Raw genomic sequence first — 24,580 nt, 5'->3', positions numbered from 1 at the left:
TCTATAACACAGCCTCTCGAAATGTCCCTTTTGGCATCAGGGGCAGGGCACGGCGCTGGGGCCGCCGCAGCTGCCGGAGTTCCCCATATCGAAGGGGAGGCCATAATCCTGCGGCGCGGCTTGTCCGGGCAAGACCGACTGGCCGCCGAACATGGGTTCGGAAGGCGCGGACGGGGCCGTGGGGCGTACCGCGGGGGAGGCCGGGGACTTCGCCTTGACGAGCGCCGAGGGGACGCCCATGAATTCCACCAGCGGCAAACGTCCCTCGCTGGAGTTGATGACCCGCGCATCGTTGCACCAGAGCCGGAACTGGGTTGCCAGCACGTCGAGGCTGAACAGATCCCAGAGGCCCAAGGGCGGCGTCTCCAAAGACGGCAGGAAAGAGCGGGGCAGCGGCGTGCCCATCTCGATGCGTTTTTTGAGGTTCAGGATGATGGCGAGATCTTTTTCCTCTTCCGCAACCGGGCACCAGATGATCTTGCGGGCGTCGGCTTCGGACATGCCCATCACCAGTTGGCGGCAGGCGCTGCACGAGGGGGAGAAGAAAACGCGGGCGGTGGCTTCGTCTTCCATCTCAGGGGATTGGATCGCCCACGGGCCGACTTCGCTCCGGGCGAGCCCCCCAAGGGTCAGGAGGAAGAGGGCACCCCAGACGACAAGCAGGGGGGAAGCGTGGCGCAAGGCGCCGTGGTGGGCGTCTGCAAGCGTGGCGGCGCGGAATGCGCTGTAGGAGAGCGCGAGGAACAGCGCGGCAACCATGCAGGCGACGCAGGGGAGCGTCAGGATCATGATCCCAAGCAGTACGCAGTCCAGCAGGACGGCAAGCCCGGCCAGCCATCGGCCGAGCGCCGCGTGCCCGGTAATGGCCAGCAGCCCCAGCAGGGAGAAGATCCCCACGCCGCCCCACCACAGGGAATAGCCGTTGATGGAAAAGTTCTGATAGAGCGTACACCCTGCGGAAACACAGGGCACGGACGCCGCATCCAATGCGTTCCAGACGGAAAAGAGGATCCCGCAAACGGCAATCAGCAGGGGAAGATACAGCGGGCTGTGGGAGCGGTTCGTCAACATGCCAGTACCTCGGTGATGCGGCCCGCGGGATGGGATACCCCTGCGGCGGCTGCGTGTTCCCGTTTTCTCTACCGACTTTGGCAGCGGAGGTAAAGCCGCGCCGCTTGCGCAGGGAAAACGGCGGGAAAACGGGGCCGCGCGGAGGCCGGAGGCTATTTGCAGATTTTTTCGCGGCGGGCGGCTTCGATGCCCGCGCAGTCGCCGGTTGAGCAGGCCTTTTCAAAGGACTCGCAGGCTTCCTGCTCTTTGCCTTCTTTGAGGGCGACCGCTCCGAGGATGTTCCATACGCGATACGAGCTGTCGTCGCGGCGCAGGGCTTCTTCCAGATCCTTGCGGGCCCCGGCGGTATTCCCCTGCTGGAACAGGCAGATCCCCCGCGAGAGGTACGCCTCGGCGGAAGGTTCGATCCGGATGGCTTTCGTCAGATCATCGAAGGCGTCGTCGGCGTATCCGAGCTGGCTCAGGGCCAGCCCGCGGCGGATCAGCGCCTGTGGGTAATCGGGCTCGATTTTCAGCGCTTCGTCAAGGTATTCCAGCGCCTTTTCCGGGTCGGTACACGTCTCGCCTTTCCAAAGGATATGCGCCTTCGCGAAGAGCTGCTCGGCCTGCGGGTCATGTTTGCCCGATACCCCCGTGGGGTTGGCTGGCTTGGGGGGCAGCTTTTCCGGCTCCAGCAGCGAGCAGCCGGGCAGCGTGAGGATGGACAGCAGGGCCAGCCCCCCCGCAATGGCCCGGAATCGGACAGGATTGATTTTATTGATAAGCTTATATAGAACACTTTTACTAATGTTAAAACTTTCTATATTCATTATCATATAGTAACCCCGGAGGTAATGATGTTTCAATACAAAATATCGGCCATCAAGGTTGCCCGTGACCGGCTTTCGGATTTGCCTGTGGAACAGGCCCGGATGGGTGCCTTGGTTCTTGCAGGGCTGCGCCGCGTTTGCGAATTGGCCGACACGCTCGATTCCTGCATAACCGAAGACATGCCGTTTGCTAAGCATTTTTTCAACGAATTGGCAACCCTTCCGCATGATGACGAAAGCCACTGGATGAATCTGCTGGAGGATTTGGCCTTGATTTTCCGCGCGAAACGGTTGGCTTTCCCCGATCTGCCTGAGGGAGGGGAAGAACGGCGCCTGTTGGAGTTTTTTGAGGCGTCGGAAGAGTGGGGCGATCCTGAAACGGAAGTGGGCTCGTGGTACTGGAAACGGCTCCCTGAGCGTTTGTCGCGCTGAACCTTTCCCTGTTCGGTTCCGGGGGCGCGCCGGTCAGGAACAATTGCGGGCTGTTGCGCTTTCCCGTATGATCCCCTTCCTGCCGTCGCGCAGGAGCGCCCGCCGGAAACGCGCCGTTTCCGGGACGGGGCAGGGAGGCGAACATGAAGCGTTCAGGGATTCTTGCCCTATGGCTTATTTTGAGCCTTGTTTCCGTGATGGCTTCCGGTTGCGGATACAGGGTTGCGGCTACGGTTCAGGCCAACGCGGAAGCAACCCCGGTGCCTACAAAGCTCTCATGGGCGGCTGTGCCGGGGCCAGGGCTTTCGGCCTCCGCCCCGGAAACCGTTTCCGGGCTCCAGACGGTGTCGGTGCCGCTTGCCACGGCGCTTTCGCTCTATAACTGGAAGTGGCTTTCCAATCCCGATCATGCCGCCGAAGCCGACGTATTGGTGCGGATCTGGTGGATGACCGGCGGGCCGCAGTATATCAGGGAGTGGGCCGATCCTTTTTATCGGCCCGGCCTGAGCTTCGGTACCGGGATTGGTTTTGGTTCTTCCCCGTGGCGCAGGGGGCCGTTCGGGTATGCGCGGCAGGCATTCTATGTGCCCGAACCGGCCATTCAGGCCGTCTATTCCCGCGTACTGGTTGTGGAAGCCTTGCGTGCCGACGCCTTGCCCAAGGCCACGCTGGAGGCATTGCTCCCCGCCGCGAAGCCTTCGGGCATCGCCTCCAAGCCCATGCCTGCGGCGGAGCAGGGCGGCGATCCTTCCAAGGGGCCGTATGCGCCGCCGATTGTGCTTGAAGGGGAAGCCCTCAGCAAGCCCCCCTATGCCGCCCCGCTGAAGGCGACGGGGGCCGATCCCGATCGGGAGCCGCCCTACGCGCCTCCGCTGCTGGCCTCCGCTTCGCAGGGCGTCCCGGATGAGGCCGTGCTTTGGCGCGTTGTGGTGACGAGCGGCGGGTCGAAAGGCAATACTTACGAAATCCTCCCTCAGCTTGCCACCGCCGCGGCGCAGGCCGTCGGCAAGAACATGCAGGCGGATGTGTTCGTCGACAGCGACATGCGCGTGACGTTTGGGAAATAAATGGCTGTGTTCAATTTTACGGTTGATGATTTTTTTCAATGAAAATCAATAGATAAAAGTCCGTTCCACGTCTAGTGATGTGGGCCTCTCTCATTTTTTGTTCATTACATGAAATCCAGTTTTGAAAAATTGTTGCAAGATCTCAAGATAATTTCCAAAAAACTCTTCCTTTCCAGTTGGAATCTTGTATCAACCACAAACTTAAACACAGCCAAATAAATTGTTGTGAAATTGGAGGGGGGAACCTTTCTTGAGAAAGGTTCCCCCCTCCAATTCTTTCCTCTCTCATTCACCAACAGGTTGCTCCGGGCCGTCGAGAAGCTTCTGGTAGAAAACGAGATCGAGCCAGCGGCCGAATTTGTACCCCGCTTTGACGATTTTTCCGGCGAACGTAAACCCGAATCGCTCGTGCATGCGGATGCTGGCGGCATTGTCGGCATCAATGCCCGCGATCATGGTCGCATAGCCTGCCCCGTTCGCGGCCTCCAGCAATTTTTCCATCAGCCGGGTGGCGATGTGGCGCCGCCGGAAGTCCTTATGCACATAAATGGAATGTTCGATGCTGTACTTGTAGGCGGGCCACGGACGGAAATTTCCATAGGTGGCGAATCCGGCTACCACGCCGTCCTCTTCCAGCACGAAAACGGGAAGCCCGGCCTCACGGTGTTCGTTGAACCACCGCCTGCGCATGTCCAGCGTATGCGGCTTATAGGTATAGACGGCCGTGGTGTTGATGACGGCATCGTTATAAATATCCAAAATCGCTTGCAGGTCTGCTTCTGTGGCAGGGCGAATCATGAGGCTTTCCTTGGCTGTGCTGATCGGTTTCCCTGATAAGGAAACGGGTTAGGGGTGAATCTTGGCGGGGGAGGGGTTCCCCACGGCTGTGTTACAGAAAATGGTTGATGCTTTTTTCCTTGAAGTTCCAAAGGGGTAACCGGCAAAATGCCTTATCAGTGGATCCTGCCAAGGGGAAAACCGGAGAAAAAGGCTCTATTTTTCACCGCACTGTGGAGATAAAACAACCATAAGCGATAACAGAGCCTTTCTCTTTATCAACCGTAAACTTGAACAGAGCCTTCCCCACGGATGGCCCCCGCATCTTACGCTCCGGCGGCTGCGCCGAGGTTGGGAGGGGCCTCTACAGACGGCCCCGCACGGATGGCCCGGCAAGGTGCCTTGGCTGTCGGGCGGGGCCCCTGCCTTACGGACATTGGCGGCAACGCCGCCCCTGCCCCAAGGGTTCCCCTCCCCTCTTCCTACATCCGTTTTTCGCCTTCCACCATGATCTGCCCGGTAAGGGGCGTATCATAGCCGCCCTGGGCTTCGATGCGCGCCTTGAATGCCGGCGAGTCGAGCAGGGCGCGGACGGCCTGAATGCGGGGATCATCGAGGAAGCGCGTGGGGATGACGAGATCATAGCGTTCGAGGGCGAGCGGCACGAAGTCAAGGCCAAGCGCCTTGGCTGCGGCGTAGATGCCCATGCCGCAGTCGGCCGCCCCGGTGAGCACGTTTACCGCCACGGCCATGTGCGTGAACTCTTCCTTGTCGTATCCTTTGATGTCGGAAGGCTTGATCCCGGCCTGCTTCAGCTTCCAGTCGAGGAGGATGCGCGTCCCGGCCCCGCGCTGGCGGTTGATGAAGCGGACACGGGTGAAATCGTCGATGCCCTGAATATCCATCGGGTTGCCGTGCGGGACGATGATGCCCTGATGCCGGATGGCGAGGTTGATGACCGTTACGTCCGCATCGGGCAGGAATTTCTTGATGAACGGGAAGTTGAAGTCGTCGGATTCGGGATCGAAAAGATGCATCCCAGAGAGATGGCAGGAGCCGTTTTTCAGGGCCGTAATGCCGCCCATGCTGCCGACGTGCGTGGAGGCGAACCGGAAGGGTTCGGGCAGGCCCATGAGTTCGTCCGCGAGCAGATCAAGGGTGTTGTCGTGGCTGCCCACACAGACAAGGATGCGGTCGAGTTCCGCTTCCGAAACGGACAGCTCGGCGGGAACCACGGCGTGCTCATTCAGGCCCTCAGCCTGTTCGGGGATGCGCACGTCGCCCTGTGCGCGGGTGACGGTGGTGATGTTCCCGGCCCCGCGTCCGAGCGGCGTGGCGACCAGCTTGTCGCCGACCCGCCCGATGGACACGCGCACGTGCTCCTCGACGCCCGGACGGGAGGGCACGGTACGGGTCAGCTCGACGGGGACGACGGTTTTTGCGGGCGGCTCGCGGTGCGAAAGCCACGAGATGAGCGGTTCGAGCAGTTCCTTGAAGCAGACCAGCGCGCTTACCGGATACCCCGGCGCCCCGGCTACGAGGCGGCCCCGGCAGTTGGCGAGCAGGGAAGGCTTCCCCGGCATGGCGGCGATGCCGTGCGTGAGGATTTCGCCTTCCTTTTCCAGCGTGGCGCGGGTGAAGTCCCTGGAGCCTGCGGACGAGCCCGCACAGAAGATGGTCAGGTGCCTGCCCGCGTCAAGGCTGTCCTTCAGGGCCTGATGCAGGGCTTCCGGGCTGTCCGGGACGGGGGCGGCGCGTTCCACGACGCAGCCCAATTCACGGGCCAGCGCCGCCAGCATCTGGGAATTGGATTCCACGACCTGCCCCTTGCCGGGATCGGGGTGCGTGGCGAAGTCGAGCACCTCATCCCCTGTTGGGATGATGCGGACAGTGACGCGTTCCCAGACGGGCACATCCCAGATGCCGCCGGAAAGCAGCGCGCCCACATCCCACGGCCTCAACTGGTGGTTGCGCGGAAAGAGCAGCTCCGTCGCCACAATGTCCTCCCCGATGCGGCGGACGTGCTGCCACGGAAAGGCGGGGGCTTCAATGGTGACGCCGTCGCCGTCCAGCACGACCTGTTCGATCATGATCACGGCGTCGCAGCCTTCGGGCATGGGGTGGCCGGTATTGACGGCAAAGCAGGTTTCCCCGGCCTTGAGCGTCAGCGGGTGCCCTTCCCGTGCCGCGAAGGTCGAACGGGCGTTGACCGCGTAACCGTCCATCGCCGCCGAATGGAAGGTGGGCGCGGAATAGCGGGCGTGCACCGCGTGCGCCAACACCCGGCCCGAAGCTTCATGCGAAGGGATCGTTTCCTCGCGGATCAGCGCTTCGCGGTCTATGGAAGCCTTCACCCGTGCGACGGCTTCCGCGGGAGGGATTGTCTTGAGGTAGATATTGCGTTTCATGATAAATCCTTATGTGAATAAAACACATTTTGCAGCCTTACCGGGAGACGTGCGGCAGGGCTTGGCTTCCCGTGCCGTCCGTTCCGCCATGGGCCTTTGCAAAAGCCTTTGGGGGAGGGATTGTCTTGAGATAGATATTACGTTTCATGATAATTCGTTATGTGAATAAAACACATTTTGCAGCCTTGCCGGGAGACGTGCGCCAGGGTTTGGCTTCCCGTGCCGCCCGTTCCGCCATAGACCTTTACAAAAGTCTTTGGGGGAGGAGGGGTGGGGTTTGGGGAGGGGAGGAGGGGCCTTTCTCCAGAAAGGCCCCTCCTCCCCTCCCCAATTCACTCCTTCAGCCTCTTCAGACTACCCGCCAGCGCTTCGGCCTTGCGGGGGCCGATGCCGGGGATCGCGGCAAGCTGGGCGGGCGTGGCGGCAATGATGGCATCAAGGGCCTTGAAATGATCCCAGAGCAGCCTGGCCGTAGCCTTGCCGACGCCGGGGATGCGGAGCAGTTCGGCGGAGAGCGCCGCGCCCGCCCGCGCCCGGCGGTGCCGCCCGATGACGAAGTGGTGCGCCGTATCGCGGACATGCTGGAGAAACAATAACTCGGCGGAACCGTCGCGCAGCGGCAGGGGGTTGCTCCTGCCGGGCAGGAAAATCCGGTCGCCCACATTCCCGGCCCGGCGGTCGGCGCGCCCCATGTCGTCGCGGGCCTTGGCGATGCCCGCCAGCAGGAACAGCCCTTCGGCACCGGATTCCCTGACGATGCGCTGCACGGCGGAAACCTGCCCGCGCCCGCCGTCGATGAGCACCAGATCCGCCCACGGCGGCCCGGATTCGAGGCGGCGGCGCATCCACTCGGCAAGGGCGGCGTAGTCGTCGCCGTTGCAGGCCGCTTCGCCTTCAAGGGCATAGGTGCGGTAATCGGATTTCTGGGGCTGCCCGTCCTCGAAGACGACCATGCCCACGCGGGTGGACGTGCCGCCCGTATGGGAAACGTCCACGCACTCGATGCGCCGGATGGGGCGGGATGCCGTCGGGACGGCCCCCGGCAGGGCGGATTGTACCTTGTCCAGCGCGAAGGCGGCGGCAAGACGGTCGGACATGGGGACTTCCGATTTGGTGACGGCGGCTTCGCGGGCGTTGGAGACGGCCATGTCCACGAGCCGGGCTTCGGCGGCATTGCGGGGCTTGGCGATGCGGACGATGCCCCCGCGCGCGTCGGCAAGGGCCGCTTCCAGCGCTTCGAGGGATTCCACCTCGTCGGTGGCGTGCCCGTTGGAATCCGTCCCGGCGGCGTGAGGCGGTTCCGCTTCGCCTTCGGGTGCCGCAATGTGATCTTTTTCTGGGGAGGCGGCGTCTAAGGCGTCCTGCCCGCCGGACATCCCCGGCAGAGCCGTATCTTCGGGCAGCCACGGCACGACGATGCGCGGCGGGATGGATGTCTGCGGGCCGTAGAACTGCCCGATGAAGCTCCAGAGCAGTTCCGGGCCTTCCGCCAGTTCCAGATCCGGCCAGAAGAAGGTGCGCCCATCCACAAGCCGCCCTTCGCGCACGAAGAGGAGCCCAAGGGCAAGGCCGCCTTTGGCGGGGGCCACGCCCGCTACGTCCATGTTGCCGCCTTCCGGCAAGACTACGCTCTGGCGTTCCACCGTGCGTTCGATGGCCTTGATCTGATCCCGGAACACGGCGGCCTGTTCGTAGTTCATGGCTTCGGACGCGTCCGTCATGGCGTGGCGCAGCGTATCGAGCAATTCACGGGAGCGCCCGGAGAGGAGCAGTTCCACGCGGTGTATGAGGGAGGCGTATTCTTCAGCGGGGACGTTTTCCGTGCACGGCGCGAGGCACTGCCCGATATGGTGGTAGAGGCAGGGCCGGACGCGGTTTTTAAAGGCCCGGTCCACGCAGCGCCGCAAGGGGAAGACCCGGTGGATGCTCTTCCATGTCTCGCGGGCCGCCTGCCCGGAGGTGAAGGGGCCGAAATAGCGGGCGTTGTCGCGCCGGGCCTGACGCACGACCTCAAGGCGCGGATAGGGGGCGTCCCTGGCGATGCGGAACAGGACATACTGCTTGTCGTCGCGCAGGACGATGTTGTAGTGCGGGCGGTGTTTCTTGATAAGGCTGGCTTCGAGGAGCAACGCTTCCTTTTCCGTGGTGGTGGAAAGCGTCTCCAGCGAGGCGGCGTGCCCGATCATGGCGGCGGTTTTCGGGGTCAGGGCCGAAGCCTCCCGGAAATAGGAAAGGATGCGCTTGCGGAGGTTGCGGGCCTTGCCCACATAGATGATCCGCCCCTGCGCGTCCTTATAGATATAGATGCCGGGCGTGATCGGAAGGGTTGAGGATGCTGGGCGCTCCATGCGATCTCCAAAAAAAGTCTGAAAAAGAGGCAGGATGAAAGGCCGCATCCAGTCTACAGGGTGGTGGGCGGCCTGTAAACCGCCCTCCGGTTGGCGCTTGCCAGATCGCGCCGGATGCGTGTACTCTACTCGTATCCATTTATATTTTTTGCCGACGAGAGGCCAGTATGGCGCGGAAAGATCCCTACGACCCGGAAGAAGGCATCATAGACCTTTTTGATATCGTCGATGACCCCGAGGCGTCTCCTGAACCGGAGCCCCGCGGGGCTCTTCATGATGAAGGCGGGCAGGCCCTGCCGGGACAGCCCGAAACGGCCGAGCCGGAAAGCCCTCCGAGGGAAGAGGGCGAACGTGTGGTGTCGCGGTATCCTTTTGAGAACAGCGATGATTTCCTTGAAGAGATCGAAAAGACGCCCCTCATGACGCTGCTGCCTCCGAAGGGCGGGGCTTCCGCGTTGCCGGAGGAGCCCGTTTCGGATGGCGCGGGAGAAGAGGCTCCCGCCGAGAGCCAGCCCGTCCGCGAAGAGCCGGACGAGGCGTTGATCCGCGCCTTTGAAGCGGAAATGGCGAAGGCAGGGGCGGTTGTACACGAGTATGGTGTGGAAACGGCTCCCGGCGTGGCCGATGCCTCCGGGGGGCCGGACGGGACGGAAGCCCCATCCGCCGACGCCGCAGGGCCGGAATGTGCCGAGCCGTCCGTTGGGGCTCAGGGGGCCCCCGCCCCGGAACCCGCTGAAAGGACGTATGCCGAGGATCTGGAATTGCTGTCCGGTGACGCTCCGGCTGCGGATGCCCCACAGGTTGAACCCTCGCCGATTGCGTCGGGGCCCGCTCTGGAGGTTCCCATGCTGATTTCCCCGGAAGGGGAGGATGGCTTGGAAGCTGACCCCGCCCCCTCCCGGCAGGCCGAGGCCGCGCCGGAAAGGGCTGTTGGGGAGCCGCCGGAAGCCTTGCCCTCTCCCGCATCAGTGGATGAAGTTGCCGGGCCGTTGCCGGAAGTTTCCGAGGACGGCACGGATCGGGCGCTTGCCTTCGTGCCCGTCGCCGTGCCGGACGTTCCCGTCAGTGCCGCCGTGCCGCAAGCGGAGCCTGGCTCCTGCGGGCATGGAATGGAAGAACGTATTATCCGGCTGGAGGAAGCCTTGAGCCGTCTCAACGAACGGGTAGCCGCCTTGGAGCAGCGCGTAGATGACGCCGCTGGGCAGGAGCTCAGCGTTTCCGCGCTCTCCGGCGACATCCAGTCCCTGCTTGCGGAAGGCAATGCCCTGTGCGGCCAGTTGAAATCGCTCGCGGCGGAGCTGACGCCTTCGGACGTCCCCGCCGAGGCCCCCGAAGCCGCACCGCTTCCCGGCGCATCCGCCGAGGCGCCTGAAGAGCCCGCCTCCCCTTCAGTTCCCTCCCGTTCCGCCGAGATCCCTTGGGAGTCCACTTCTTCGGAAGCCGATCCCGATGACGGCCCGGATGTGCTTGGCCTTGCGCTGGAATCGCTGGAGCGGCGGCTTGCGCTCTTGGAGAGCCGCCCCGTGCAGGCTCCCGACGCCGCCGGCATCGTGCAGGATGTCCTTGCCCTCGTCCGTGTGGACATGGAAAAGGCCTCCGAGGAGCAGGAGGCTTCTGCCCGCGCGCTGGGGCAATTGGAGCGGCGCGTGCAGGACTTGGAGAGCCGCCCGCTTCCGCAGCTTATCCTGCCGGATCTCCCCGACGCGGAAGCCATCACCGCCGACGTCATGAGCCGTATTCAGAACGAGCTTGACCGCATCGCCGCCGAAGCCGCCGCCCGCGTCCTGCGGGAGGAGATCGCGGGGTTGATGGGGAAGTAAAAGGGGAAGATTGGGGAAGGGAGAGAAAACTTTTCTGAAGAAAAGCTTTTCCCTCCCTTCCCCAAACCCCATCCCTCCCTTTCCAAAGACTTTCGGGTTTATTGAATCCCTGTTCCGAGCTTTCCCTGTGGGCGGAAGCTGGGCGGTTTGGGGTATCCGCCGTGTAGTCCGCTTAGAAATGGCCGGACGCCGAGCCGTTCCTCAAGGCGTGTTGTCCACCGCATAGGCCGATTAGGAATATCCGGCCCGCTCCGGTTATTCGTGTGGGCGGCTTATAAGCTGGGTTAGGAGTCGGCATGGCGGGGATAGGTTTTATCCGCCGTATGAGGTCGCTTAAAAATTTGTTGTTATAATCGTCAAAATCGTTGGCGGTTTATCCGTCGTGTAGGCGGATTGGAAATGATGAACAAGGCCCTGTCATAGTATGTGGTTGTTTCATTTCCACAGTACGGTGAAAATACAGCCTTTTTCTTTGGTTTTCCCCTTGGCGGGATCTAGGGCTAAGGCATGTTGCCGGTTATCCCTTTGGAGCTTCAAGGAAAACGCATCAACTGTTTTCTATGGCACAGCCATGAACAACAGGCCGTTTGATGTTATCGGCGGTATCTGCTGTGCAGGCGTTTCAGAAGGTTTTCCCTGTGGCGGAAGGCTGGGCGGGGTATTGGTTTCGGCTGTATCATAAAATGGTTCATGTCCTCTTTCGTCCCAGAGAGGGATAAGCAATTGCCTCAGACGTGGGGCCTGCCAACGGGAAAACTGAAGTGAAAAGCCCTCCCTTTACCATGTGGTGGAGATGAAACAGCCACATTCTATGACAGCGTTGTTTTTTCGGTTGGCTCTGTTATAGTTTGTGGTTTTTTCATTTCCACAGCACGGTGAAAATACAGCCTTTTTCTCCGGTTTTCCCCTTGGCGGGATCCACGGCTAAGGCATGTTGCCGGTTATCCCTTTGGAGCTTCAAGGAAAAACGCATCAACTGTTTTCTATGGCACAGCCTTTCGGTTTACGGTGTGGACGGAAAGGAAGGGGTATCCGGATCAATCCGCTGAATGGAGTGGTTCAAGAAGGGAGGCTTCGTCATGGCGTGTGGCCGTTTCATTACCTCATCATGGTGAAGATACGGCCTTTTTCCCTGTTTTTGTCGGCGGGCTCCATGACTGAGGGATTGGGTTGGCTGTCTATTGGGAATTGTAAGAAATAGGGATTCAGACGGCTGTTATGGCAGGGCCATAAGAAAAGGACAGATTCCAAGAATCTGTCCTTTTCTTATGTTATGGAATCGGAAGAGGTGCGCCCCTTCTTGTTCCTTACTCGTCCCCGACCTGCAAGGCGGCGAGGAAGGCTTCCTGAGGCAGCTCGACGTTGCCCATGCGCTTCATGCGCTTTTTGCCTTCCTTCTGCTTTTCGAGGAGCTTGCGCTTACGGGTGATGTCGCCGCCGTAGCACTTGGCGGTTACGTTCTTGCGGAGTGCGGAAATGGTTTCGCGGGCGATGACCTTCTGGCCGATGGCGGCCTGGATCGCCACTTCAAACATCTGGCGCGGGATGGTGCGCTTGAGCTTGAGGGCAAGCGCACGCCCGTAGGCGTAGGACTTGTCCTTGTGTACGATGACCGCGAGGGCGTCCACGGCTTCGCCGTTCAAGAGGATGTCCAGACGAACGAGGTTCGAGGCCCGGTAGTCGATGACTTCGTAGTCCATCGAGGCGTAGCCGCGCGTGGCGGATTTCAGGCGGTCGAAGAAGTCGAACACGATTTCCGCAAAGGGCAGCTCGTAGGTGATGACGACGCGGTTCTGGGCCAGATAGCCCATGTTCTTCTGGATGCCGCGCTTTTCCTCGCAGAGCTTCATCACGTTGCCGACATAGTCGCTCGGCACGTGGATGTCGATGCGGACGTAGGGCTCATAGAGGTTGGCGATGCGGGCGGGATCGGGGAGCTTCGACGGGTTGTCGATTTCCGTGGTCTTGCCGTCCGTCGTCTCCACCCGGTAGATGACCGAGGGGGCCGTGGCGATGAGATCCACCTGAAATTCGCGTTCGAGGCGTTCCTGAATGATCTCCATATGCAGGAGGCCGAGGAAACCGCAGCGGAAGCCGAAGCCGAGGGCCTGCGAGGTTTCCGGTTCCCATGAGAAGGCCGCGTCGTTGAGCTGGAGCTTTTCCAGCGCGAACTTGAGCTGTTCGTAATCGCTCGGATCGGACGGGTAAAGGCCGCAGAAGACCACGGCCTTCACTTCCTTGAAGCCGGGCACGGCTTCGTCGCAGGGGCGTTCGGCCAGCGTGATGGTGTCGCCGACCTTGGCGTCGCCCAGTTCCTTGATGTTGCCGCAGAGGAAGCCCACTTCGCCCGCGGAGAGTTCGGGCATATCGCGGGACTCAGGGGAGAACACGCCGAGCCGGATGACTTCGTAGGTCTTCTTGGTGGCGAACAGTTCGATCTTGTCGCCCTTGCGGAGCGTCCCGTCCATGATGCGGAACATGACCACGACGCCCTGATAGGAATCATACCACGAATCGAAGATAAGCGCCTTAAGCGGCGCATTGGGGTTGCCTTCGGGCGCGGGGAGGCGTTCCACAATGGCTTCGAGCACATCGGGCACGCCGTCGCCGGTCTTGGCGCTGACGGGCAGCGCTCTGGAGCAGTCCAGCCCGATGTCCTCTTCAATTTCGGACTTCACCCGCTCCACGTCGGAGCTGGGGAGATCGATTTTGTTGAGAACCGGGATGATCTCATGGTTGTGATCGAGGGCGAGGTAGACGTTGGCAAGCGTCTGCGCCTCCACGCCCTGCGTGGCGTCCACCACCAGCAGCGCGCCTTCGCAGGCCGCCAGCGAACGGGAGACTTCATAGTTGAAGTCCACATGGCCGGGCGTGTCGATGAGGTTCAGCAGATACTGCTTGCCGCTTTTCGAGGTGTAGGGGATGCGGACGCTCTGCGCCTTGATGGTGATGCCGCGCTCGCGTTCGATGTCCATGCGGTCAAGGTACTGGTCGCGTTTTTCGCGTTCCGACACCAGCCCCGTAAGCTCAAGGATACGGTCGGCGAGCGTGGACTTGCCGTGGTCGATATGGGCGATGATGCTGAAATTGCGGATATGTTCCTGTACGGGCATTGAAGCATGTCCTTTTTTCAAGAATGGGTGGTGCCTCCGGCGGCAAGGGGCTGCCGCCCCTTGACCCTGCTTGGGGGGAATGATTCCCCCCAAACCCCCTCGGTTATGGAAACGCGAGAGGCTGAGGTTTTATATCGGTTGTATTGTTTCCTTAAAAAGCGGAATAAACGGCGGCGCCGTTTATTCTGTTGATGAAAGAACCCACTTCCGGCGTTTCCGCTTACGCCGGGGGCCGGGCCGATCCGACTGGGAGTCAACCGCCGTAATCAGGGCGCTTCCGTTTACGCCGGGGTCCGGGGGGAGGCTCTCCCCCCGGCGGAGTCTGAGGCGGAGCCTCAGCGGGTGCAGGGCGGCGCCCTGCGCTTACTTCTTCCCGAAGCCGGGAATGGCGAACTTGCGTTCGAGCTTCTGGAGGAACCACGTGGCGAAGGAGACGAGGACAAGATAATAGATGCCCGCCACAATGTAGACTTCCGTGGGCCGGAACGAACGCGAAACAAGTACCTTGGCCTCGCCGGTAAGCTCGATGCAGGTGATGATGTAGGCGAGGGAGGAATATTTGATCAGATAAATGATTTCGTTGCCGCAGCCGGGCAGGGCGCGCCGGGCCGCCTGCGGGATGACCACCCAGAGGATGGTCTGCAATTTGGTGAACCCAAGGGCATAGGCCGCCTTGATCTGCCCCTGCCGGATGGAGAGTAGCGCGCCGCGGACGTATTCCGACTGGTACGCGCCCGTGCAGAGGATGAAGCCGAGCACGGAGGCCGGGTAGGGTTCGAGGTAAATGCCGAGGTTGGGCAGGCCGAAATAGAGGATCATGAGCTGCACCACGAGCGGTACGCCGCGGAAGATGGTGGTGAAGCCGTTCCCAAGGCTGCGGAGCCACTTGGGGCCGAAGACGCGGGCCACGCCGGTGAGGACGCCGAGCACGAACCCGATGGTCGCGGAGGGCACGATCAGGGCGATGGACATGACGAGCCCCCGGTTGAGCGCGGGGAGGACTGTCTGGAAGATGAAGTCGGGATCAAGCCACTGCATCGTCTAGTCCTTTTTCGGTGCGTCGGGGATCATGGACGATTCGCTGCCGTCGTCGGTGATGTCGTGGGACAGGTCGCCGGTGAGGAGTTCGCTGACCGTGGGCCCGCCGGTTTTTTCGGCGCCGCGCAGGTCGAACAGCTTGCCGCAGAAATCGCTGGTGCGCGTGCCGGATCCGGGGGCCAGCAGCACGTCGGGCGCGCCCTGCTCGATGATCTTGCCCTGTTCCATGAACAGGATGTCCGTGGCGAGGGCGCGGGCGAAATCCATCTGGTGCGTGGCCATGATCATGGTCATGCCGCCGTCCGCAAGATCGCGGATGACCGAGAGCACTTCACCGACAAGTTCAGGGTCGAGGGCTGAGGTCGGCTCGTCGAGGAGCATGACCTTGGGGTCCATGGCGAGGGCGCGGGCGATGGCGACGCGCTGCTTCTGCCCGCCGGAGAGCTGGGCGGGGTAGAGCGCGGCGCGCTTGGCGAGCCCCACGCGGCTGAGTTCGGTCAGGGCGCGGCTGCGGGCTTCCGCCTTGCTGAAGCCCATGACCTTGCGCAGGGCGATGGAGACGTTCTCTTCGGCGGTAAGGTGATCAAACAGGTTGAAATCCTGAAAGATCATGCCGACCTGCTGCCTCAGGGCGCACAGTTCCCTTGTGTCGCGGGCGTTGACCCTCTTCCCCTCAAGCCAGATGTCGCCGGAATCCGGGGGCAGGAGGTAGTTGAGGCACTGGAGGAACGTGCTTTTGCCGGCGCCGGAAGGGCCGATGACCACTTTCACGTCGCCTTTGTGCACGTCAAGGGACACGCCGTTGAGGATCGTTTTGCCGCCGAGCTTCTTGACGATGTTGGTGGCGCGCAGGATAGGGGTAGTGTTCATGGTGACGTGCCTCACATGGAGCCGCTGACGGCGTAACCGGGAATATGGACCTTGCGTTCCAGCACGCGGAGGAGGTGCACGCCCACAAGGGTGATGCCGAAGTACAACAGGCCTGCCGTGATGTAGAGCGGCAGGTGCTCATAAGTCCGCGAGGCCACGAAGTGGGTGCGGGCCATGATTTCCGGGGTTCCTAGGACGAAGCACAGGGCCGAGTCCTTGAGCAGGATGGAAAATTCGTTGGACCAGCCGGGGATGGACAGGCGCAGGGCCTGCGGAAGGACGATATGCCGGATGGCCTGCCCGTCGTTCATGCCGAGGGCGCGGGCCGCGCGGAACTGGCCCACCGGGAGCGTCTCGATGGAGCCGCGGAAAATCTGGGACTGGTAGGCCGCGCTCGCCATGCCGAGGACGAGGCAGGATGCCGTGATGGTGGACAGGTTCAGGCCGATGACCTCGAACAGCCCGAAATAGAACAGGAACAGCAGGAGCAGGATGGGCATCCCCCGGAAGAACCACACGTAGACCCCGATGATGCGGCGGATGAACGAAGGGCCGTACACTTGCAGCACGGCGAGGGGAAGGCCGATGCAGAACCCAAGCGCCAGAGATCCGATGACGGTGATGAGGGTTACGACGCCGCCCTGAAGGATGTAGGGCAATGCGTTGAGAATAACCGGGATTTTGTCCACTATTTCCAGCATCTCGACTCACGGAATGGGGGTTGAGGGTCAAAGCGTTCCCAAATGGGAATGCCCGAACGCCGAGCCTGTGCCCGGCGCGCCGCAATGCGGCCTGGATTCCGCCGAAAACGGCGTTTTCCGGCTGAACGGCTTTGGTGCGCGGAGCCTTTTTTCAAGGAAAGGCTCCCTGGGCGGGCGGCGGAGCGCCTGCGCGCCCGGAACCGGAGGGCCTGGGCGGATGCCGAAGGCCGCGCCCGCTCCGCGAAAAGCGTTCCAGCATACGCCAGTCTTCCCGAAGAGGGAAGCCCTGACAACAAGGCGGCGACGGCGGAGGGAGGCCGCGTCGCCGGTCTTGCGTAAGCGCGTCGAAAACGCCGGGGGCCGCATGGCCCCCGGCGTGAGCGTCATTACTTGTTGCCGAGGTACTTGGCCTGGAGTTCCTTCCAGTAGGGATCGGCCTTGAGGAGCTTGTAGCCTTCGTTGACGAGCTTCATGGTTTCGGCATCGCCCTTACGGATGGCTACGCCGAACTCGTCGGAACCGAACACGGCCACTTCCTGCACGGGCTTGCCCTTGCGCATGGCGTCTTCGGCGGGGGCGGCGTCGAGGCCGATGGCGTCGATGCGGCCGTTCAGCAGGTCTTCGATGGCCATGGGGCCGGAGTCATAGAAGCGCAGCTGGTAGTTGTACTTCTTTTCGGCCTGCGCCTTCTGGAGCATGTCGTGTTCGTTGGTGCCGCGCTGGACGCCGAGCTTGATCTTGCCGTTGTAGATCTGGTCTTCGGTAATCTTGGAGCCCTTCTTGGCGATGAAAATCTTGCGGATGGTCCAGTAAGGCTCGGAGAAGTCGGCCTGAGCCTTGCGTTCGGGGCTGATGCTCATGCCGGAACAGACCATGTCGATCTTTTTGGCGAGCAGGGCGGGGATGATGCCGTCCCAGTCCATCGGCTTGTGTTCCACGGTAAAGCCCATCTTCTTGGCGATCCAGTTCATGGAATCGACGTCGAACCCGGCGGGCTTGCCGGTTTCGTCCACGTAGGCGAACGGAGGATAGTTGGCGTCGATGCCGTTGATGAGGTGCTTGCCGGCGGCCATGGCGGGGGCGGCAAGGGGGATGGAGAGCAGCAGGGCTCCGAGCCAACGAAGAGCAATCCGTTTCATTTTTTCCTCACTGAAGGTTGGGCGTGGTCAAACCTGCACCTAAAACCGGACAGGAAAACACAAGACGCTTCCGGAAGCGGCCGAAGCGGAAGTCCGGCTGATTCCAAACCTTTCCCCTAGCACAGATATTTTTGCCGCGCAATCATGCCGCGCCCGGACGCCCCGCCCCGGCGTGGGGCGGAACCCCATGCGGGAACGCTCCCCCCGCATGGGGGACGGCTTTGTGCCCAACGATTTGGAAAGGCAAGTCATAAGCGCGCCTCCCCGCATGGGGGGGCGGCGCTCTGGCTTGTTGACAATATTGTCTTTTTGAAGGTATATTCCAACCCGTATTTGGACTGTTTTTCGTACGCGCAAAACGCCCCGGTTCCCCCGGATTTTCTCCCGAGGAACGGGGCGTTTTCCTTCCGAAGCGCATTGTCCGCCAAACGGCGCGGAAATGTCACCCCGCGGCCACATGGGGGGCGTAGGTTCGGATTGCGCTGCGATGGCTGTGTCACGGGGCAGGGATCCCGCGCCTGTTCAACCGATTACCTTGAGAGGTTCCGTTACGTGGCGATAAAGCGCACTCTCCAGCAATGGAGTGTGGAAGATTCCACCGAACTGTACGGCATCCGCAACTGGGGGGCCGGCTACTTCGGCGTTTCGCCCGAGGGCGATGTCGTGATTTATCCTTCCGGCGACAGCAAGGGCGTGGCCGTCAGCGTCCCTGAGGTCATTCGGGGCATGCGCGAGCGCGGCTACGACATGCCGGTTCTGTTGCGCATTGAAAACATTCTTGATTCGCAGATCACCCTGCTGCACGAGTCGTTCCGCAAGGCCATCGGCTCGCTCGGCTACAAGGGCGAATACCGCGGCGTCTTCCCCATTAAGGTGAACCAGCAGCAGCACACGGTCGAGAAGATCGCCCAGTTCGGCTCGCGCTTTCACCACGGCCTCGAAGTCGGCTCCAAGGCCGAACTCATTTCCGCCATTTCCCAGCTCAAAGACCCGGAAGCCTGCCTCATCTGCAACGGCTACAAGGACGAGGAGTTCATTGACCTCGGCCTCTCCGCCGTGCGCATGGGGTTCAAGTGCATTTTCGTCATGGAAATGCCCGGCGAGCTGGAGCTTATCCTCGAACGCTCCGCCGCGCTCGGCGTGCGCCCGCTCCTCGGCGTGCGCGTCAAGCTCATCACCAAGGGCAGCGGCCACTGGGCCGGTTCCTGCGGCGAACGCTCCGCCTTCGGCCTGACCACGGCGCAGGTGGTGGACATCGTGGACACTCTGAAGCAGCACGACATGCTCGACTGCCTCCAGCTCCTGCACTACCACCTCGGTTCGCAGGTCCCCAACATCCGCGACATCCGCACCGCCGTCATGGAGAGCACCCGCGTCTATGCGGGCCTCGTGCAGGAAGGCGCGAAAATGGGGTATCTCGACCTCGGCGGCGGCCTCGCCGTGGACTACGACGGCTCGCACACCAACTATGTGAGCAGCCGCAACTATTCGATGGATGAATACTGTACCGACGTTGTGGAAGCGGTCATGACCATCCTCGACCAGCAGGGCATCGAACACCCGCACATCGTTACGGAATCGGGCCGCGCAACCGTGGCCTACTATTCCATCCTTCTGTTCAACATCCTCGACGTGAGCATCGCCGAAACGGGCGAGAGCATCCCCGATGTCCTGCCCGAAGACGTGCCGGAACCGGTGGTCAACCTCCGTGAAGTCCTGCAGGGCCTTTCCGTGCGCAACCTTCAAGAGTGCTACAACGACGCCGTCTACTACCGGGACGAAATGCGCCAGCTGTTCATCACCGGGCGCGTGACGCTCCGTCAGCGGACGCTTGCGGACAAGTTCTTCTGGGCGATCATCAACCGCATCTCCGAGGAAAAGGAAAAGCTCAAGCATACGCCCAAGGAACTCGCGGACATCGACAGCACGCTTGCCGACATCTATTACGGCAATTTCAGCGTGTTCCAGTCGCTTCCCGACGCATGGGCCATCGATCAGCTCTTCCCGGTCATGCCGGTGCACCGCCTGACGGAATTCCCGTCCCGCAAGGCGGTCATCTCGGACATCACCTGCGACAGCGACGGGCGCATCGACAAGTTCATCGACCCGCAGGGGATGCGCGCCTCCCTCGATCTGCATCCCCTTGTGGACGGCGATGAATATTATCTCGGCGTGTTCCTTGTGGGGGCGTATCAGGAAACCCTCGGCGACCTGCACAACCTGCTCGGTGACACCAACGTCGTGTCCATCCGCATCAGTGAGGACGGCTCTTACCAGTTCGTCCGCGAGATCCGGGGCGATTCCGTAGCCGACATCCTCGACTATGTGGAATACGATCCCCGGCGCATCCTTGAGGATCTCCGTGAAGCCGCCGAGCGGGCCGTGCGCGAAAAGCGCATCACTCCCTCGGAGCGTTACAAGATCCTGCAAACCTTTGAAGACGGTTTGCGCGGCTATACCTACTTCGAGCGGTAGAATGCCTCCGGCGGCAAGGGGGCTACCGCCCCCCTTGACCCCCTGTCCGGGGGGAATGATTCCCCCCGGACCCCCTCGGTCATGGATGGGCGGCGGCAATGCCGCCGTATGCCGTGCCGGGGTGTTCGGAGCATATGATTGATGCTGTTTCCCGAAAACGGGAGATGGTGATTGACCATCAAGCCGGGCCAAGGGATTGAGTCCCTTGCAGGGGCCGGGGCAGAGCCCCCGGAAAAAGGAGAAAAGAATGGCACGAGTTCTTATCATCGGCGCGGGCGGCGTCGGCAGCGTTGTGGCGCACAAGTGCGCGCAGAATCCCGAAGTTTTCACCGAGATCATGCTGGCGAGCCGTACGGTTTCCAAGTGCGACGCCATTGCCGCGAGCATCAAGGAGCGCACGGGCCGCATCATCGAGACGGCGCGCGTGAACGCCGACGACGTGCCCGAACTGGTGGCGCTGATCAAGCGTTACAAGCCCGTCATGGTGATCAACGTGGCCCTGCCGTATCAGGATCTCACCATCATGGATGCCTGCCTTGAAGCGGGCGTCCACTACATGGACACCGCCAACTACGAGCCGCTGGATGTGGCGAAATTTGAATACAAATGGCAGTGGGCCTATCAGCAGAAGTTCAAGGACGCCGGCCTGATGGCCCTGCTCGGCAGCGGCTTTGACCCCGGCGTGACCAACGTGTTCGCGGCCTATGCCCAGAAGCACCTGTTCGACGAGATCCACGTCCTCGACATCATCGACTGCAACGCGGGCGACCACGGGCAGCCTTTCGCCACGAACTTCAACCCGGAAATCAACATCCGCGAAGTGACCGCCAAGGGCCGCTACTGGGAACGCGGCGAGTGGGTGGAAACCGATCCGCTTTCGTGGTCCATGACCTACGATTTTCCGGGCGGCATCGGGCCCAAGAAGTGTTTCCTCATGTATCACGAGGAGCTTGAGTCCCTTGTCCAGAACCTCAAGGGCATCCGCCGCGCCCGTTTCTGGATGACTTTCTCCGAGAACTATCTGAACCACCTCAAAGTGCTCGGCAACGTCGGCATGACCGGCATCGAGCCTGTGGAGTTCCAGGGCCAGCAGATCGTGCCCATCCAGTTCCTCGGCAAGCTCCTGCCCGATCCGGCCTCCCTCGGCCCGCTGACCAAGGGCAAGACCTGCATCGGCTGCGTGATGAAGGGTGTGAAGGACGGCAAGGAAAAGTCCGCCTACATCTACAACATCTGCGATCACGAAGCCTGCTACGCCGAAGTCGGCAGCCAGGCCATTTCCTACACCACCGGCGTGCCCGCCATGATCGGCGCCATGATGATGGTGACCGGCAAGTGGATGCAGCCCGGCGTCTGGAACATGGAACAGCTCGATCCTGATCCGTTCATGGAGCAGCTCAACCTCCGCGGTCTCCCCTGGGTCGTGCAGGAGTAGTTTGGAATTGGAAGGCTGATTGAGAAAGATTGGAGGGGGCGGGGGAACTTTTCTGAAGAAAAGCTTCCCCCGCCCCCTCCAAACCTCCCCCACCCCTTCCAAAGACTTTTGTAAAGGTCGATGCCGGGCCGGGCGGCTTGTCATCTGGCCCTTATTGATGCGTCCCCCGGTATTTCACCAAAAGAACCCTCTTTCTTTTCTCCCTCAAGGTCCGCCGGGAAAGCTTCAGGGCAGGGATTCGATAAGGTCGAAAGTCTTTGAAGGAGGAGAGGAGGGGGTTCGGGGGAGGGGAGGAGGAAACTTTCTCCAGAAAGTTTCCTCCTCCCCTCCCCTGATACCTTTTTCCCCTACTTCCTATGACTAAAACCTATCTTGAACAGTTGAAGCCGGAGCGGTTCCCGTCGCCGAGCTTTGTTGTGGACGAGGCGAAGCTGCGCTCGAACGTGGCGGTTCTGGACGAAGTGCAGCGGCGCACGGGCGCGAAGATCCTGATGGCCCTGAAATGCTTCGCCATGTGGGACGTTTTCCCGATCATCTCCCGCAGCGGGGAAGGCGCGCTGTACGGCTGCTGCGCCAGCTCCCCCGACGAAGCCCGGCTTGCCAGGGAATGCTTCGGCGGCGAAGTCCATGCGTTCGCGGCGGGCTACTCGGAAGCTGACATGACGGAACTGCTCGAAACAGTTGACCATATCTTGTTCAATTCATTCGCGCAGTGGGAACGCTTCAAGGGCATGGTCGAAGCCAAGAACGCCGGGCGTGCGACGCCCATCGAATGCGGCATCCGGGTCAACCCGGAGCACTCCGAGGGCGCGGTGCCCATGTACGATCCCTGTGCTCTGGGCTCCCGGCTCGGCGTGCGGCTGCGGGAGTTCGAGCGTTTCGCGTCCGCTGGCGGCTGCCCCGCCCAGACGCCGCCTCCCGGCCTCAAGGGGCTTTCGGGGCTGCATTTCCATACCTTGTGCGAACAGGGCGCGGACGCGCTGGATCGGACGCTCAAGGCGTTTGAAATGAAGTTCGGCCGGTATTTGAAGGGCCTTAAGTGGATGAACTTCGGCGGAGGCCACCACATCACCAAAGAGGGCTACGACATCGACCTGCTCTGCAAGTGCATCGAGCGGGTGCGCGACCGCTACGGGGTGCAGGTCTATCTTGAGCCCGGCGAAGCCGTGGCCCTGAACGCGGGCGTGCTGGTGTCCACCGTGCTCGACGTGGTGCGGGCGGATATGCCCGTGGCGATTCTGGACACTTCGGCGGCGACGCACATGCCGGACGTTCTGGAAATGCCGTACCGCCCGATGGTCATCGGCTCCGGCGAGCCCGGCGGGAAGCGTTGGAATTGCCGTCTTGCGGGCAAGTCCTGCCTCGCGGGGGACGTGATCGGCGAATACAGTTTCGACGAGCCGCTCAAGGCCGGGGACAGGCTGGTCTTTACGGACATGGCGATTTACAGCATGGTGAAGACCACGACCTTCAACGGCCTGCGCCTGCCCTCCATCGTGCGCTGGAACCCGGAAACCGACGGGACGCGCCTTGTCCGGGAATTCGGCTACGAAGATTTCAAGATGCGGTTGTCCTGATGTCGAAAGAAAAGCTCTCCTATGCGCAGCAGGTTTGCGTCAAAAGCGCGGGAAAGGCCATGCAGCGCACCGGGATGGTCGGCCCCGGCGCAAAGGTCGGGGTCGCCGTTTCGGGCGGCGTGGACAGTTGGGTGCTGCTGGAAGTGCTCCGGCGGCGCCAGCGCATCGTGCCGTTCCGGTTCGACATCATGGCGATCCATCTGAATCCCGGCTTTGATGCGGAAAACCACGCGCCGCTCGTCGAGTATCTGGCGAAACACGGCGTTGCGGGCCACATCGAAGTCACGGATCACGGCCCGCGCGGGCACTCGCCGGAAAACCGCCGCAATTCCGCCTGTTTTTATTGCGCCATGCTGCGCCGCACACGGCTGTTCGAGGTATGCCAGCAGTATGGGCTGACCCATCTCGCCTTCGGGCACAACGCCGACGATCTGGTTACGACGTTCTTCATGAATCTTGTCCAGAACGGGCGCGTTGAGGGTATGGGCATGTGCGACGACTTTTTCAAGGGGGCGCTGAAGGTTATCCGGCCCCTGCTCCTTGTGGAAAAGCCGGACATCATCAAGGCGGCGCGGCGCTGGGAGCTGCCCGTCTGGTCGAACCCCTGTCCTTCCGCCGGGAAGACCAACCGGGCGAATTTCCAAGCCAAGATCGACGCGCTGCACGGCGGTGACAAGATGCTCAAGACAAACCTTTTCAACGGGTTGTGCCGCTGGCAGTTGGCGCAGTCCGAAGGCGGGAACAAGGCATGATCGGCAAACTCCGCAAGGCTATCGAGCGCAAACTTTCGGCTCAGGACATCCTTTCCTATGCCGCGATCACGTTGCAGCGCCGCTGGTCGAAGGATTGGGGCACGCTGGCCCTGCGGCTCAAGGCGCGGCTGTTCGGCATTGAGGTAGGGCCCGGCGTTACGGCGTGCGGATCGGTGATCCTTGGGCGTTGGCCCGGCAGCCATATCCGCCTCGGCGCGGGGTGCAGCCTGATTTCCTCCTCGCGGCGCGCCACGGCCTCCACGCTGTACGCGCCCGTCCGTCTCCGCACCTATGCCCCTACAGCCCGCATCGAGCTGGAGGAAGGCGTCCAGCTCAGCGGCACGGCGATCACGGCGCGCTCATGCACCATTTCCATCGGCAAGGATACGATGGTGGGCCCGAACTGCGTGATCACGGATTCCGATTTCCACGCGCACTGGCCTGCCGAGACGCGGCACATCGAACCGGCCTTTGAGCTGGATCGCGGCGTATCCATCGGCGCGAACGTCTGGATCGGCATGAATTCCCTTATCCTCAAGGGCGTGGCCATCGGGGACGGGGCCATCATCGCCGCCGGGTCCGTCGTCGTCCGCGATGTGCCTGCAAAGGCCGTCGTCGCCGGGGTGCCTGCCAGGATTGTGAAGGTTGGGGAGTAAGACTTGGAGGGGGCGGGGGAACTTTTCTGAAGAAAAGCTTCCCCCGCCCCCTCCAAACCTCCCCCACCCCTTCCAAAGACTTTCGCAAGGGT

At 61.8% G+C, this 24,580-nt stretch carries 19 protein-coding genes; 8 read left to right on the top strand and 11 right to left on the bottom strand.

Going from position 1 to position 24,580, the window contains the following annotated elements; all coding sequences use genetic code 11:
- Window positions 1-36 precede the first annotated feature (36 nt).
- Both AC6I1V_RS09160 and AC6I1V_RS09155 read right to left on the bottom strand, forming a co-directional pair.
- A complete protein-coding gene (locus AC6I1V_RS09160) occupies window positions 37-1,071 on the bottom strand; it encodes a hypothetical protein (RefSeq protein WP_486854464.1) in 1,035 nt (344 codons plus the stop codon).
- A 152-nt stretch (window positions 1,072-1,223) separates the two neighbouring features.
- Window positions 1,224-1,886, bottom strand: a complete 663-nt coding sequence (locus AC6I1V_RS09155) for a tetratricopeptide repeat protein (protein WP_497736971.1) — start codon at window positions 1,884-1,886, stop codon at window positions 1,224-1,226.
- Between the two features lie 21 nt (window positions 1,887-1,907).
- On the opposite strand from AC6I1V_RS09155, the gene AC6I1V_RS09150 reads away from it, so the two are divergent.
- Both AC6I1V_RS09150 and AC6I1V_RS09145 read left to right on the top strand, forming a co-directional pair.
- Window positions 1,908-2,312 (top strand): hypothetical protein, encoded by a 405-nt coding sequence (locus AC6I1V_RS09150; RefSeq protein ID WP_486849752.1) that lies wholly within the window; start codon window positions 1,908-1,910, stop codon window positions 2,310-2,312.
- A gap of 143 nt (window positions 2,313-2,455) precedes the next feature.
- Entirely contained in the window at window positions 2,456-3,379 is a 924-nt protein-coding gene (locus AC6I1V_RS09145) for a hypothetical protein (RefSeq protein WP_302551380.1), read from the top strand.
- 285 nt (window positions 3,380-3,664) lie between these two features.
- Here the strand turns inward: AC6I1V_RS09145 and AC6I1V_RS09140 are convergent, their stop codons facing one another.
- From AC6I1V_RS09140 to uvrC, 3 genes are all read right to left on the bottom strand, one after another.
- Window positions 3,665-4,177: a GNAT family N-acetyltransferase gene (locus AC6I1V_RS09140; RefSeq protein ID WP_486854465.1), complete on the bottom strand. Its 513-nt coding sequence runs from the start codon at window positions 4,175-4,177 to the stop codon at window positions 3,665-3,667.
- A 461-nt stretch (window positions 4,178-4,638) separates the two neighbouring features.
- On the bottom strand, window positions 4,639-6,564 hold the full coding sequence (locus tag AC6I1V_RS09135; protein WP_497736970.1) for a molybdopterin biosynthesis protein: 1,926 nt from the start codon (window positions 6,562-6,564) through the stop codon (window positions 4,639-4,641).
- 332 nt (window positions 6,565-6,896) lie between these two features.
- A complete protein-coding gene (uvrC, locus tag AC6I1V_RS09130) occupies window positions 6,897-8,912 on the bottom strand; it encodes an excinuclease ABC subunit UvrC (protein WP_486853446.1) in 2,016 nt (671 codons plus the stop codon).
- Between the two features lie 167 nt (window positions 8,913-9,079).
- Here uvrC and AC6I1V_RS09125 point away from each other — a divergent pair, with 167 nt between their 5' ends.
- Window positions 9,080-10,732 carry a hypothetical protein gene (locus AC6I1V_RS09125; protein ID WP_486853447.1) on the top strand — a complete coding sequence of 551 codons (1,653 nt, stop codon included), beginning with the start codon at window positions 9,080-9,082 and terminating at the stop codon, window positions 10,730-10,732.
- Between the two features lie 1,307 nt (window positions 10,733-12,039).
- Here AC6I1V_RS09125 and lepA read toward each other — a convergent pair.
- From lepA to AC6I1V_RS09095, 6 genes are all read right to left on the bottom strand, one after another.
- Entirely contained in the window at window positions 12,040-13,845 is a 1,806-nt protein-coding gene (gene lepA / locus AC6I1V_RS09120; protein ID WP_486853448.1) for a translation elongation factor 4, read from the bottom strand.
- 363 nt (window positions 13,846-14,208) lie between these two features.
- Entirely contained in the window at window positions 14,209-14,883 is a 675-nt protein-coding gene (locus tag AC6I1V_RS09115; RefSeq protein ID WP_005028212.1) for an amino acid ABC transporter permease, read from the bottom strand.
- A gap of 3 nt (window positions 14,884-14,886) precedes the next feature.
- Entirely contained in the window at window positions 14,887-15,753 is an 867-nt protein-coding gene (locus AC6I1V_RS09110) for an amino acid ABC transporter ATP-binding protein (protein WP_486850087.1), read from the bottom strand.
- 11 nt (window positions 15,754-15,764) lie between these two features.
- Entirely contained in the window at window positions 15,765-16,454 is a 690-nt protein-coding gene (locus AC6I1V_RS09105; protein WP_308771120.1) for an amino acid ABC transporter permease, read from the bottom strand.
- A 27-nt stretch (window positions 16,455-16,481) separates the two neighbouring features.
- Complete coding sequence (locus AC6I1V_RS09100) at window positions 16,482-16,841, bottom strand: hypothetical protein (RefSeq protein WP_486853449.1); 360 nt, start codon at window positions 16,839-16,841, stop codon at window positions 16,482-16,484.
- Window positions 16,841-17,593 carry an ABC transporter substrate-binding protein gene (locus tag AC6I1V_RS09095; RefSeq protein WP_486853450.1) on the bottom strand — a complete coding sequence of 251 codons (753 nt, stop codon included), beginning with the start codon at window positions 17,591-17,593 and terminating at the stop codon, window positions 16,841-16,843. The genes AC6I1V_RS09100 and AC6I1V_RS09095 overlap by 1 nt, the downstream gene beginning before the upstream one ends.
- 552 nt (window positions 17,594-18,145) lie before the next feature.
- On the opposite strand from AC6I1V_RS09095, the gene speA reads away from it, so the two are divergent.
- The 5 genes from speA to AC6I1V_RS09070 all read left to right on the top strand — a co-directional run bounded on the left by speA (window position 18,146) and on the right by AC6I1V_RS09070 (window position 24,488).
- On the top strand, window positions 18,146-20,068 hold the full coding sequence (gene speA / locus AC6I1V_RS09090) for a biosynthetic arginine decarboxylase (RefSeq protein ID WP_302551371.1): 1,923 nt from the start codon (window positions 18,146-18,148) through the stop codon (window positions 20,066-20,068).
- 247 nt (window positions 20,069-20,315) lie between these two features.
- Complete coding sequence (locus AC6I1V_RS09085; RefSeq protein ID WP_308771122.1) at window positions 20,316-21,503, top strand: saccharopine dehydrogenase family protein; 1,188 nt, start codon at window positions 20,316-20,318, stop codon at window positions 21,501-21,503.
- Between the two features lie 356 nt (window positions 21,504-21,859).
- Complete coding sequence (nspC, locus tag AC6I1V_RS09080; RefSeq protein WP_486853451.1) at window positions 21,860-23,080, top strand: carboxynorspermidine decarboxylase; 1,221 nt, start codon at window positions 21,860-21,862, stop codon at window positions 23,078-23,080.
- Entirely contained in the window at window positions 23,080-23,832 is a 753-nt protein-coding gene (locus AC6I1V_RS09075) for a tRNA lysidine(34) synthetase (protein ID WP_486853452.1), read from the top strand. Before nspC ends, AC6I1V_RS09075 begins: the two co-directional genes overlap by 1 nt.
- Window positions 23,829-24,488, top strand: coding sequence for an acyltransferase (locus AC6I1V_RS09070; RefSeq protein WP_486853453.1), 660 nt, complete (start codon window positions 23,829-23,831; stop codon window positions 24,486-24,488). Before AC6I1V_RS09075 ends, AC6I1V_RS09070 begins: the two co-directional genes overlap by 4 nt.
- Window positions 24,489-24,580 lie beyond the last annotated feature (92 nt).

This window comes from Bilophila sp. T19-St14, from assembly GCF_059728385.1.
This window is presented reverse-complemented; position numbering and strand designations above follow the sequence as displayed.